Origin of the sequence: Streptomyces sp. NBC_00016 (assembly GCF_045040885.1) — a bacterium.
Classification (GTDB): Bacteria; Actinomycetota; Actinomycetes; order Streptomycetales; family Streptomycetaceae; genus Streptomyces; species Streptomyces coriariae.
In genome coordinates this window covers 2353037-2365456 of the sequence record NZ_CP108304.1, presented here as the reverse complement: position 1 = coordinate 2365456, position 12420 = coordinate 2353037, and the positions used below count along the sequence as shown (strand labels likewise).

Genomic DNA, 12420 nt, shown 5'->3' with positions numbered 1-12420 from the left:
AACGGACCAGATCAGAGAGACCCAGAGAGACCCAGAGAGACAGGGAACCCGACATGAGCAACCCGTTCGAGAACCCCGACGGCGTGTACTGCGTCCTCGTCAACGACGAGGGCCAGTACAGCCTGTGGCCCGACTTCGTGGACGTCCCGGCCGGCTGGACCGTCGCGCACGGCCCGGCCGCCCGCCAGGAGTGCCTGGACCACATCGAGGCCAACTGGACCGACCTGCGGCCCAAGAGCCTCGTAGAGGCCGAGGGGGCCTGAGCCCGGCGGGACATGACGAAGGGGGCGGGCCCGCGGGCCCGCCCCCTTCGTCATGCCGTGAAACCGGTCAGGACGCCGGCTGCTCCACCTTGGTGTCGGTCTTGCCGTCCACCGCCGCGGCGAGCTGCGGCACCAGGCGGTCGATGACGTAGGGGAGGCTCAGCACGGTCGACAGCGACACCGCGTTGCCGTAGTCGCCGGTCTCCTGGATGAAGACCTCACGGCCCTGCTTCACCACGTTCAGGTCGGAGTAGATCTTGTCGCTGTGCAGCTTGGTGACCGCCGTGGTGAGGTCCGGCACGATCCACACGGCGACGTCCTGGTCGAGCAGGTCGAAGCGCTCCTTGCTGATGTTGGCGCCGAACGTGTCCCCGATCACCTTGTCGAGGTCCTTCGGCAGCGAGAAGCCGAGGCCGGACAGGATCCGCGAGCGGGTGTCCTGGCTGCCGTAGACGAACGTGCCCTCGTACGGGGTCGCCATGACGGCCGTGGCCCCGGCGAAGGCGGGGTTGGCCTTCTTGGCCGCCGCGAACTTCTCCTCGACGCCCGACACGAGCGTCTTGGCCTCGCTCTCCTTGCCGAGCGCCTTGCCGATCTCCTCGGTCTGCTGCTGCCACGGCACGCCGTAGTCGTTGTACGCCTTCGGCTGGGCGACCACCGGCGCGAACTTCGACAGGCTCTCGTACTGGGCCTTGGTCAGGCCCGAGTACACGGCGAGGATGAGATCGGGCTTCAGCGCGGCGATCTTCTCCACCTGGGGGCCGGTGCCGGTGTCGGTGAGGACGGTCGGCGCCGCCGCGCCGCCCAGCTTGTCCTCGGCCCACGGGCCGACGGCGCCCTTGTAGCCGCCGAGCCACTCGGTCGTGCCGACCGGCACCTTGCCCAGCGCGAGGACGGCGTCCTGGTCGGTGAGACCGACGGTGACGATCCGCTTCGGCTCGGACTTGATCGTCGTACTGCCGTACTTGTGGTCGAGGGTCACGGGGAAGGCGCCGGCGGCGGACGAGGAGTCCGACCCCTTCGCGCCGGAGGACGAGGAACCGGAGTCGGAGTCGCCGCAGCCGACCGCCGCGACGGCGAGCAGAACTACGGAGGCGAGCAGGCCGGACAGCCGTGAGGCTCTGGTGGCGCGGGGCATCGGATGATCCTTCTGTTCGTCGCGGTGCGTTCGGCGGGGGGTGGCCGGTTCCGGGGCGGGGGGACGGCGGGCGGGTTTCTCGTCAGGGGCCGTCCGGGGCGGGGGAGCGACTGCCGGACCAGGCGTGCCACAGGGTGGCGTACGCGCCGTCGGCGGTGAGCAGTTCGTCGTGCGTGCCGCTCTCCACGACCCGGCCGTCACTGAGGACGACCACCCGGTCGGCGGTGGCGGCCTGGCTGAGCCGGTGCGCAACTACCAGCGCCGTACGGCCCCGCAGGGCCTGCTCGGCGGCCTCGTCGAGCTGGCGGGCGCCCGAGCTGCCCGCCTCGGCGGTCGCCTCGTCGAGGACCACGACCGGCGGGTCGGCCAACAGCAGGCGGGCCAGCGCGAGTTGCTGGGCCCGGTCGGCGGTGAGCCGGTGTCCGCCGTCGCCGACGACGGTCTCCAGGCCCTCCGGCAGCGCCTCGGCCCAGCCGAGGGCGCCCACCGTGGCCAGCGCCTCCCGCAGCTCCTCGTCGTCCGCCCGGGGGCGGGCCAGCCGCAGATCGTCGGCGAGCGGTCCGGCGAAGACGTGCACCTCCTGCGTGACGAGCCCCACCAGACGGCCGGACTCGTCCGGTTCGACGCCGCCGACGTCGATCCGTCCGCTCTCCGGCCGGTGCAGCCCCGCCACCAGCTTCGCGAGCGTCGTCTTGCCCGCCCCGGTCGTACCGACCAGCGCGACCCGTTCCTTGGGCCGGATCTCCAGATCGACGCCGTGCAGCACCGGACGGCCGGGCACATACGCGTGGGAGACCGCGGTCAGCGTCACGGACGGGGCACCGGCGGCGGTCGCACGGTCGTCCGCGCGCTCGGCGAACGTGGGCGCCGGCTCGTCCACCACCCCGACCAGCCGGGCCAGCCCCGCCGTCGCCGACTGGGCGTCGTCGAGCAATACGAGCGCGGTGTTCACCGGTCCGAAGAGGCTGTGGAAGTACAGCGCGGCGGCCGTCGCGGTGCCGACCGAGGCGGAGCCGGAGCGCACCAGCAGGAACCCGGTGACCAGGACGGCGCTGAGGCCCGCGTACTCGGCGATGTGCAGACGGCTGTAGAAGCGCAGCACCAGCTGCACCCCGCGCATCGTCAGTTCCACCGACGCCCGCGAACGGTCGGTGACCCGCCGGGTGTGGCCGGCCTGGAGCCGGTACGCCCGTACGGTCCGCGCCCCGCCGATCGTGTCCAGCAGCTGCTGCTGCTGGGCCCCGGTGGCGATGCGCTCCTTGGCGTACAGGGGCACGGCGTTGCGCACGTACCACCGCGCGGTGTGCGCCTGTACGGGCAGGGCGACGAGCGCGGCCAGCAGGAACCGCCAGTCCAGCAGGGCGAGGGCGCCCAGGGTCAGCACGATCGACAGCGCGGAGCGGGCCAGCTCCGGCAGGGCGCCGCGCACCGCGTCGGCGACCCGGGACACGTCCCGGGTGACCCGGGCGTTGAGGTCGCCGGAGCCCGCTTTCTCCAGCCGCCCCAGCGGCAGGGAGAGCGCACGCTCCACGAACAGCTCGCGCAGCCGGGCGAGCACGGTCTCGCCGAGCCGGGACACCAGCGACATGCCCAGCGCGGTTGTGACGCCCTGCACCACGGCGACCCCGGCCAGCGCGAGGACGGGCAGGGTGAGCGCGTCGGGGGAGCGGCGCTCGGTGACCACGTCGACGATGTGACCGAGCAGGGGCTGGGTGAGCAGCCCGACGGAGGTGGCGAGCACCATCAGCCCGAACCCGGCCCAGGCCAGCCCCCGATGCGGCCGCAGCAACTCGCGCACCGCGGCCCGGGTACGGGCGGGACTCGCCGTCGGCAGCAGGGCCCGATCGGCTTCCGCCTGCCCGGCCTCTGTCCGCCCTGCCTCTCTCTGCCCTGCCGCTGTCTGCGCGGCTTCCGTCTGCGCGGCTCTTGTCCGTTCCGTCGTCACGCCAGCACCGCCGTCCGGTAGGTCGCGTCGGCCTGTACGAGTTCGGCGTGTGTGCCTTCGGCGCCGACCCGGCCGCCGTCGAGGAGGACCACCCGGTCGGCGACGGCGAGCAGCGCCGGGCTGTTGGTCACCACGACCGTGGTGCGGCCGCGCCGGATCTCGCGCAGCCCCTCGGCGATGCGCGCCTCGGTCACCGCGTCCACGGCCGTCGTCGGATCGTGCACGACCAGGACGGGCGGCCCGGCGCGCAGGGCACGGGCCAGCAGGACGCGCTGGCGCTGACCGCCCGACAGGGACCGGCCGCCCTCGCCGACACCGGTCGCGGCGCCGTGCGGCAGGGAACGGGCCACCTCGTCGGCGTGGGCGGCGGCCATGGCGCGCTCCGTCCGGAGATCCGCCGCCCCGCCCGCTGCCCCGTCGGCCTCACCGTTCGCCGCCCCGTCCGCCTCACCGATCTCCGCCGGGCCGCTCCGCGCCCCTGCCTCCGCTTCCGGAGTCACGTTCGCGGCCAGCGAGCCGTCGAACAGCACGGCGTCATGGGCGGCCACCAGCACCGCCGCCCGCAGCCCCGCCGGATCGAGTCGGGTCAACGGCACACCGTCGAGTTCGACCGAACCCGACTCCGGGTCGGTCTCCCGGCCCAGGCAGCGCAACAGGGCCTCGGCGGAGGCCGGATCCGTCACGGCGATCCCGGTCAGCCGCCCGGCCGTCAGGTCGAGGTCGACGCCGTCCGGCCCACCGAGCCGCACCCCGCGCAGTCGCAGTTCCCCGCGCACCGGGTCCGGCACCGGGTCCTGGCCGCCCACCACGGCGGGACGCGCGGCGAGGACCTCCGCGACCCGGGCGGCCGAGGCCCGGCCCTGCGCCAGTTCGGCGTTGACCCAGGCGAACGTCTCCAACGGCCCCAGCAGGAACAGCGCGAGACCCACCGCGGACACCAACTGCCCGAGCGTGAGCGAGCCGTCGAGCGCCAGCCGCCCGCCGACCAGCGCTATCAGCGCGATGAACCCACCGGTCAGAGCGAGGACGAGCCCGGTCTGCCAGGACTCGGCACGGGCCGCGCGCAGGGTGGCCGCGAGCGAGGCGCGGCTGGTACGGCGGTACCGCTCGACGGCCGCCTGCTGGGCGCCCAGCCCCTTCAGCACCCGAAGCCCGGCCACCAGGTCGGCGGCCACTCCCGAGGCGTGGGCGGCCCGGTCCTGTTCGGCCTCGCTGCGACGCTCCAGCGGCTTGCTCAGCAGATGCCCCAGCCACAGCAGCACCGGCGTGCCCAGCAGCACGATCAGCCCGAGCGGCACGGACGTCAGCAGCAGCCACACGGCGCTGGCGGTGATGCCGGCGACCGCCCATATCCCGCTCATCAGCGCCATGTTCACCGCGCCGACGCGCTTGGCGTCCTCGGTGGCGACGTTGGCCAGCTCGCCGGGCAGCCGTCCCTCCTCGGCGCCGCCGCGGGCGTCGAGCACCCGGCGCACGATCGCCAGGCGAAGGGTGTGCGCGGCCTCTTCGGCGCCGCGCTCACCGGCCCGCGCGCCCAGCCGGAAACTCCACGACAGCGCCACGTACATCACGGCCAGGACGACCAGCCAGAGGGCGAGCCGCCCGGCGTCCTGCCCGGCCACGGCCTGGTCGATGACGACACCGATGAGCACCGGGACCAGGGCTTCCCCCAGTTGGTGCACACACCCGAGCGCCGCGCCGAGACCGACGCGCCGCGCCTGCCCCCTGACCGAGCGCGTCAGGACATCCCGCCCCGACTGTTCCCCTGATCTCACCAGCCACCCTCCGGAAACCGGTCAACTTAGGCAAGGCTACTCTAAGTGAAGGCGGGCGAGTCAATGCCCTGGCGGCCCGACGCACCGCGTGGCGCGCTCCCGGGGCACGGCGCCGGCCCGGCCGGGCCGGGACCGGTGTGCTTCAGTGGGCGCCGTGACCATCGCCTGCCGCGCCGCTCGGGCCCTGCTCCTCGGAAGGGACCCGACTGCGTGCACGTACTGATCCTGGGCGGGACCACCGAGGCCCGTCGCCTCGCCGAACTCCTGGCCGCCGACGCCGTGCCGGGGATCCGCGTGACGACCTCCCTGGCCGGACGGGTGGCCGCCCCCCGGCTGCCGCCCGGCGAGGTACGCGTGGGCGGCTTCGGCGGGGCCGAGGGGCTCGCCGCGTGGCTGGACGAGCAGGGGGTCGACGCGCTCGTCGACGCCACCCACCCCTTCGCGGGGACCATCAGCCTCAACGCGGCGAAGGCCGCGGCCGACGCCCGTGTTCCGCTGCTCGCGCTGCGCCGCCCGGGCTGGGTCCCGGTGGCCGGCGACGTCTGGCACGAGACCGGTTCCCTGGCGGAGGCCGCCGAGCTGCTGCCCTCGCTCGGCCGGCGGGTGTTCCTCACCACCGGGCGCATGGGGCTGGCCGCCTTCGCCGCCCTGGACGACCTGTGGTTCCTCGTACGGTCCGTCGACGCACCCGAGGCGCCGGTCCCGTCCCGCATGGAGCTGCTGCTCGACCGGGGGCCCTTCACGCTCGACGGGGAGCGCGAACTGCTGCGCCGTCACCGGATCGACGTCGTCGTGACCAAGGACAGCGGGGGAGCGGCGACCGCCCCGAAACTGACCGCCGCCCGTGCGGCGGGGCTGCCCGTGGTCGTGGTGCGCCGGCCGCCGCTCCCCGCGGGCGTCCGGGTCGCGGCAGGGCCGGAGCAGGCCCTGGAATGGCTCGGGAACGCCGGACGCGGAGGGCCGAACGGCAAGGGGAGCAGCCGACGCTGATGCCGCGTCAGGGAGTCGGTACGGCGCCCAGGAAGCGTATGTGCGGGCGGCCGTCGGGGCCGTCGGCGGTGACGGCGGCCCGGACACCGTAGACATCGGCGATGAGGGCCTCGGTGAGGACGTCGTGCGGGCTGCCGCAGGCCACCACGCGCCCCTCCCCGAGGACGACGAGCCGGTCGCAGTACATCGCGGCCAGGTTGAGGTCGTGCAGCGCGACGACGCTGGTGACCCGCAGTTCGGTGATCAGGGTCAGCAGGGCGAGCTGGTGCTGGATGTCGAGGTGGTTGGTGGGCTCGTCCAGGAGGAGTTCGCGGGGTTCCTGGGCGAGGGCGCGGGCGATCTGGACACGCTGGCGTTCGCCACCCGAGAGGGAGTGCCAGGGCCGGTGGGCCTTGTCGGCGAGCCCGGTGCGCGACAGCGCGGAGCGGACGGCTTCCTCGTCGGCGGCGGTGGCGGCCGCCCAGGCGCGGCGGTGCGGGATGCGGCCGAGACGTACGACGTCGTGGACGCTCAACGCGAGCCGGGTGTCGGCCTGTTGCTCGACGACGGCGATGCGCCGGGCGACGGCGCGGCGGCTCACCCGGGGCAGCGGGCGGTCGTCGAGGGTGACGACGCCGGAGTCCGGGGCGAGCACACCGGCGAGCAGCCGCAGCAGGGTGGACTTGCCCGAGCCGTTCGGGCCGAGCAGGCCGGTGACGGCGCCGGGGCGGGGCGTCAGGCTGACCCCGTCGAGGATCAGGGTGCCGCCGGCGGCACGGCCGACCCGGTCGGCACGCAACCCCTCGGAACCGGTCGTATCCGAACCGGTCGTCTCCGAACCGGTCGTCTCCGAACCGGTCGTCTCCGAGCCCGTCGTCTTCGGGTCGGTCGTCTCCGAGCCGGTCATCGGGTGCCCTTCGCGCGGTACAGGACGGCGACGAACGCCGGGACGCCGATGAGGGAGGTCACCACGCCCACCGGCACCTCCTGCGGTTCGAGCACGGTGCGGGCGAGGGTGTCGACCCAGACCAGGAACACCGCGCCGGTCAGGGCGGTGGCGGGCAGCAGCCGGGTGTGGCCGGGGCCGGTGAGGACGCGCGCGGCGTGCGGGAGCACCAGGCCGACGAAGCCGATCGCCCCGGCCGAACTCACCAGGGCGGCGGTGAGCAGCGCGGTCGTGCACAGCAGCACCAGACGGGTGCGGGCCACGGAGATGCCGAGGGAGAGGGCCGCGTCCTGCCCGAAGGCGAACGCGTCCAGGGTCCTGGCGTGGCCGAGGCAGACCGCCAGCGCCACGACCAGCGCGGCCGCGCCGACGGTCACGTCCGTCCAGTCGGCGCCGCTGAGCGAGCCGAGCAGCCAGAACAGGATGCCGCGGGTGGTCTCCGCGTCGGCGGCCGTCATCACGACGAAGGAGGTGAGCGCGGAGAACAGCTGCATGGCGGCGACTCCGGCGAGGACCACCCGGTCCGTGGTGCCGCCGAGGGTGTGGCTGAGCAGCAGTACCAGCGCGAAGGAGACCAGCGCGCCGAGGAACGCGCCACCGGAGACCGACAGGAGGCCGCCGCCCGCGCCGAGGACGACGACCAGCACCGCGCCGGTGGAGGCGCCGGAGGAGACCCCGAGGACGAAGGGGTCGGCGAGCGGATTGCGCAGCAGGGACTGCATCACGGCGCCGCACACCGCGAGGCCGGCGCCGCACACCGCGGCGAGCAGGGTGCGCGGCAGCCGCAGGTTCCACACGATGCCGTCCCGCAGCGGAGTCAACTGCGCCTGCCCCCAGCCGAGATGGGCCGCCACCGCGGACCACACGTCACCGACGGCGATGTCCGCGGGGCCGATGGTGATGGCCACGGCGACCGAGGCGCACAGCAGCGCGAGACCGGACGCCCACAGCAGCGCCCGGCGCAGTCCGCCCACGGCCGCCGTCCTGGCCGCCGCCTTGGACGGCGCCTCGGACGCCGCCTCCTCGGACGCCGACGGCGCGGCGGTCATCCCGCGAGGCCCTGGCCGCGCAGCGCCGCCGCCACCTTCTCGATGCCCTCGACGGTCCTGACGGTCGGGTTCATGGCCTGTCCGGACAGCAGCACGTACCGCTTCTTCTTCACCGCGGTCATGTTCTTGGTGACCGGGTTCGACTCCAGGAACTCGATCTTCTGGGTGGCGGTCTCGGCCGTCTGCTGCTTACGGGTCAGGTCGCCGATGACGAGGAGGTCCGGGTCGCGGTCGGCGACCGTCTCCCAGTTGACCTGGGGCCACTCCTCCTCGGTGTCGTCGAAGGCGTTCTTCGCGCCGAGCGCGTCGGTGACGATGCCCGGTGCGCCGCAGCAGCCCGCGAGATACGGGGACCGGGAGTCGGCGAACCAGTACATGAGGGTCACGCCCCGGGCGTCGAGGCCGGCGGTGGCCCTGGTCACCCGGCTCTTCAGTCCGGCCACGAGCCGCTCGCCGCGCTCCCGGACACCGAAGACCTCGGCCAGGTCGCGGACTTCGCCGTAGACCGCGTCCATGGTCAGCGGCTCGGTGCGGACGCCGTCGCCGTCACCGCTGTTGTCCTTGCCGACACAGTCGGAGGGGGAGAGGTACGTGGGCACGCCGAGCTTGTCGAACTGCTCGCGCGGGGCGACCCCGCCCTTGCCGAGGGTGGAGGCGAAGGAGGCGGCGACGAAGTCGGGTTCGGTGTCCAGGACCGTCTCGAAGGAGGGGGCGTTGTCGGCGAGGCGCTTCACCTTCGCGTTCGCCTTCTCCAGGCCCTCGGCCACCGGGTCGGTCCAGGTGGCGGTGCCCACCATGCGGTCGGCCAGCCCGAGGGAGAGCATGATCTCGGTCGTGCCCTGGTTGAGGGAGACGGCCCGCCGCGGAGGGGTGTCGACAACGACCTGCTGCCCGCAGTTGTCGAGACGGACCGGACGGCCGGCGGCCCCGCTCTCCCCCGCCGAACCGGTGGAGCCCGCCGAACCGGTGGAGCCCGCCGAACCGGTGGGGTCCGCCGGGCCCGAGGAGCCGCAGCCGGCCAGCAGCAGGACACCGGCCAGGAACAGAACGGCAGGCCGGGCGGAACGGACGGGACGTGCGAACGGCACAGGGTTTCCTTCGGCGTCGAGGGCTCAAGCGCGAAGCCCGGTCGTACGGTGCTCCCCCGGCCGTCTCCCGGCGGCGGGGGTGGCCAGCAGGTCTTCGGACTCGGGGTCACCCGGACGAGGCGCCTTCCCGGACCGCGTACGCCGTCCAGTGGCCGTTGCCCCGCCCGTCGCCCTCACCGCTGCGCGTCAGCTCCGGATTCGCACCGGATTCCCTGACCCGTACACACTCGCGTGCGCACATGGGTTCGACTGGCCTTGGCAAGCTACCACAGCCGCGGAGGCCGCCCGCGGGCCTTTCCGCACGGCCGCTCGGGCCCTCTCGTCGGCTGTCGGGCCTGGTTACTATGCTCCTTCAGGCCAGAGGGAGGCAGTCATGTTGACCGAGGTCACAGCGACCCGCTACCTCGCTCCGCTGCGGGCGGGCGGCTCCGTGCCCGCCGTCGTCGAGGCCGACGACCTGGGCACCTACGTCGTGAAGTTCACGGGCTCCGCGCAGGGCCGCAAGGCGCTCGTCGCCGAGGTGATCGTGGGCGAGCTGGCCCGCGCCCTCGGGCTGCGCTTTCCCGAACTGGCCCTGGTCCGGTTCGACCCGGCGATCGCGGAGCGGGAACCGCACCAGGAGGTGCGGGAGCTGCACGCCGCGAGCGCGGGGCTCAACCTCGGGATGGACTTCCTGCCGGGTGCGGAGGACTTCACGCCGGAGGTGGCCGAGGCCTTCCCGGTGGAGCCGCTGGAGGCCGGGAGGATCGTCTGGCTGGACGCCCTGACCGTCAACGTCGACCGGACGGTCCACAGCTCCAACCTGATGGTCTGGCCGACGTTCGGCATCGCCCCGCCGCGGCTGTGGCTCATCGACCACGGCGCCGCCCTCGTCTTCCACCACCGCTGGGACGGCGCCGACCCCGAGAAGCGCTACGACTTCCGCCACCACGCCCTCGGCCGCTGCGCCCCGGACACCCGGGCGGCCGACGCCGAGCTGGCGCCCAGGGTGACCGAGGAGCTGCTGCGCCGGATCGTGGCGGAGGTACCGGACGCCTGGCTGACCGGCGAGGCGGGGTTCACGACCCCGGACGCGGTCCGGGAGGCGTATGTGCGCTATCTCCACGCGCGCGTGCGGGCTTCGGCGGCCTGGCTGCCCACCGACTTCCCCGCCCCGGAGGAGCTCGCCGCCGACGAGGCACGGCGCGCGGCGAGGACACGGCAAGGACGGCCCGACTGGCTCAAGCGGGTCCCCGACCTGCACGGCAAGCCGGCCGCGGAACAGGATTGGTCGGTGCACCTCGGATGAGCGAACTGAGCGACGCGAGCGGGCGGGTCGAGATCGAGTACTGCACCCAGTGCCGCTGGCTGCCGCGCGCGGCCTGGCTGGCGCAGGAGCTGCTCACGACCTTCGAGGCGGAGCTGACGGAGCTGGCCCTGAAGCCCGGCAAGGGCGGGGTCTTCGTCGTCCGGGTGGACGACGAGGTGATCTGGGACCGCCGCGAACAGGGCTTCCCGGAACCGACCGCGGTGAAGAAGCTCGTACGTGACCGAGTGGCCCCGGGAAAGTCCCTGGGCCACTCGGAGAGGTGAGCCTTCCGGCCGGTGCCGGTGCTCAGCCCCTCAGCTGCTCGTACGCCGGCAGGGTGAGGAAGTCCGCGTAGTCGTCGTCGAGGGCGACGGTCAGCAGCAGGTCGTGCGCCTGCTGCCAGTGGCCGGCCGTGAAGGCCTCCTCGCCGATCTCCGCGCGGATCGCGGCCAGTTCCCCGGCGGCGACCTCGCGGGCCAGCTCGGGCGTGGCCTTCACCGTGGTCCCGTCGTGCTCGAACTCCACCCCCGCGTTGATCCACTGCCAGATCTGCGAGCGGGAGATCTCGGCGGTGGCCGCGTCCTCCATCAGGTTGAAGATGGCGACCGCGCCCAGGCCGCGCAGCCAGGCCTCGATGTAACGGATGCCGACCTGCACGGCGTTGACCAGGCCCGGGTAGGTCGGCCGTGCCTCCAGCGAGTCGACGGCGATCAGGTCGGCCGCCTTGACGTCGACGTCCTCGCGCAGCCGGTCCTTCTGGTTCGGCCGGTCGCCGAGCACGGCGTCGAAGGAGGCCATGGCGATCGGCACCAGGTCCGGGTGGGCCACCCACGACCCGTCGAAACCGTCGTTCGCCTCGCGGTCCTTGTCCGCCTTGACCTTCTCGAAGGCGACCTTGTTGACCTCCTCGTCGCGGCGGGACGGGATGAAGGCCGCCATGCCGCCGATCGCGTGCGCCCCGCGCTTGTGGCAGGTGCGGACGAGGAGTTCGGTGTACGCCCGCATGAACGGGGCGGTCATCGTGACCGCGTTGCGGTCCGGGAGGACGAACCTGGCCCCGCCGTCACGGAAGTTCTTGACGATGGAGAACAGGTAGTCCCAGCGGCCGGCGTTCAACCCGGAGGCGTGGTCGCGGAGTTCGTACAGGATCTCGTCCATCTCGTACGCGGCCGTGATCGTCTCGATGAGCACGGTGGCGCGGACGGTGCCCTGCGGGATGCCGACGTGGTCCTGCGCGAAGACGAACACCTCGTTCCAGAGGCGGGCCTCCAGGTGCGACTCCGTCTTCGGCAGGTAGAAGTACGGGCCCTTGCCGAGGTCGAGCAGGCGCTGGGCGTTGTGGAAGAAGTAGAGGCCGAAGTCGACCAGGGCGCCGGGGACCTGACGGCCGTCGGCGTCGACGAGGTGACGCTCGTTCAGATGCCAGCCGCGCGGACGCATCACGACCGTGGCGAGCTCGCCCGCGTCCTTCAGGGCGTACGACTTGCCCGACCTCGGGTCGGTGAAGTCGATGTTCCGGGTGTAGGCGTCGGCCAGGTTGAGCTGACCGAGGACGACGTTCTCCCAGGTCGGCGCCGAGGCGTCCTCGAAGTCCGCGAGCCAGACCCGGGCGCCCGAGTTGAGGGCGTTGATGGTCATCTTGCGGTCGGTCGGGCCGGTGATCTCGACCCGGCGGTCGTCCAGGGCCGCGGGGGAGGGGGCGACCCGCCAGGAGTCGTCCGCGCGGATCGCCGCGGTCTCCGGGAGGAAGTCCAGTGTGGAGGTGCGGGCGATCTCGGCGCGGCGCTGCGCACGCCGGGCGAGGAGCTCGTCGCGGCGCGGGGTGAACCGCCGGTGCAGCTCGGCCACGAAGGCGAGTGCCGCCTCGGTGAGGACCTCCTCCTGCCGGGGCAGGGGCTCGGCGTCGACGATGGCCAGCGGGGACGGCGCTGGTGCGGACATGAGCGGTCACTTCCTTCA

Annotated in this window: 11 protein-coding genes and 1 riboswitch; of the genes, 4 read left to right on the top strand and 7 right to left on the bottom strand. The window is 73.4% G+C overall.

Annotation, left to right across the window (positions count from 1 at the left end; genetic code table 11):
• Positions 1-53 precede the first annotated feature (53 nt).
• Positions 54-263, top strand: a complete 210-nt coding sequence (locus tag OG933_RS10520) for an MbtH family protein (protein WP_230194274.1) — start codon at positions 54-56, stop codon at positions 261-263.
• 67 nt (positions 264-330) lie between these two features.
• On the opposite strand, the gene OG933_RS10515 is transcribed toward OG933_RS10520, so the two are convergent.
• From OG933_RS10515 to OG933_RS10505, 3 genes are all read right to left on the bottom strand, one after another.
• Positions 331-1401, bottom strand: a complete 1071-nt coding sequence (locus tag OG933_RS10515; RefSeq protein WP_362523167.1) for an iron-siderophore ABC transporter substrate-binding protein — start codon at positions 1399-1401, stop codon at positions 331-333.
• A gap of 82 nt (positions 1402-1483) precedes the next feature.
• Positions 1484-3199, bottom strand: a complete 1716-nt coding sequence (locus OG933_RS10510; protein WP_405626649.1) for an ABC transporter ATP-binding protein — start codon at positions 3197-3199, stop codon at positions 1484-1486.
• Between the two features lie 143 nt (positions 3200-3342).
• Positions 3343-5121 (bottom strand): ABC transporter ATP-binding protein, encoded by a 1779-nt coding sequence (locus OG933_RS10505; RefSeq protein WP_362523165.1) that lies wholly within the window; start codon positions 5119-5121, stop codon positions 3343-3345.
• Positions 5122-5331: 210 nt separating this feature from the next.
• Here OG933_RS10505 and OG933_RS10500 point away from each other — a divergent pair, with 210 nt between their 5' ends.
• A complete protein-coding gene (locus OG933_RS10500) occupies positions 5332-6111 on the top strand; it encodes a cobalt-precorrin-6A reductase (RefSeq protein WP_405626646.1) in 780 nt (259 codons plus the stop codon).
• Between the two features lie 7 nt (positions 6112-6118).
• On the opposite strand, the gene OG933_RS10495 is transcribed toward OG933_RS10500, so the two are convergent.
• Genes OG933_RS10495 through OG933_RS10485 form a run of 3 tightly spaced genes read right to left on the bottom strand, consistent with a single transcriptional unit; the run spans position 6119 to position 9173 of the window.
• Complete coding sequence (locus tag OG933_RS10495) at positions 6119-6997, bottom strand: ABC transporter ATP-binding protein (protein ID WP_405626644.1); 879 nt, start codon at positions 6995-6997, stop codon at positions 6119-6121.
• Positions 6994-8085, bottom strand: a complete 1092-nt coding sequence (locus tag OG933_RS10490) for a FecCD family ABC transporter permease (protein ID WP_405626642.1) — start codon at positions 8083-8085, stop codon at positions 6994-6996. Before OG933_RS10490 ends, OG933_RS10495 begins: the two co-directional genes overlap by 4 nt.
• Positions 8082-9173, bottom strand: a complete 1092-nt coding sequence (locus OG933_RS10485; protein WP_405626640.1) for an ABC transporter substrate-binding protein — start codon at positions 9171-9173, stop codon at positions 8082-8084. The genes OG933_RS10490 and OG933_RS10485 overlap by 4 nt, the downstream gene beginning before the upstream one ends.
• Positions 9174-9261: 88 nt before the next feature.
• A riboswitch (cobalamin riboswitch) is annotated at positions 9262-9387 on the bottom strand.
• A 159-nt stretch (positions 9388-9546) separates the two neighbouring features.
• Here OG933_RS10485 and OG933_RS10480 point away from each other — a divergent pair.
• Together OG933_RS10480 and OG933_RS10475 are read left to right on the top strand one after the other, a co-directional pair.
• Entirely contained in the window at positions 9547-10461 is a 915-nt protein-coding gene (locus OG933_RS10480; protein ID WP_405626639.1) for a HipA family kinase, read from the top strand.
• The gene (locus OG933_RS10475) at positions 10458-10745 is read left to right on the top strand and encodes a SelT/SelW/SelH family protein (protein ID WP_171400299.1); all 288 of its coding nucleotides are present in this window, start codon (positions 10458-10460) and stop codon (positions 10743-10745) included. Before OG933_RS10480 ends, OG933_RS10475 begins: the two co-directional genes overlap by 4 nt.
• A gap of 22 nt (positions 10746-10767) precedes the next feature.
• Here OG933_RS10475 and aceB read toward each other — a convergent pair whose 3' ends face one another.
• The gene (gene aceB, locus OG933_RS10470; protein WP_362523154.1) at positions 10768-12402 is read right to left on the bottom strand and encodes a malate synthase A; all 1635 of its coding nucleotides are present in this window, start codon (positions 12400-12402) and stop codon (positions 10768-10770) included.
• Positions 12403-12420: the final 18 nt, after the last annotated feature.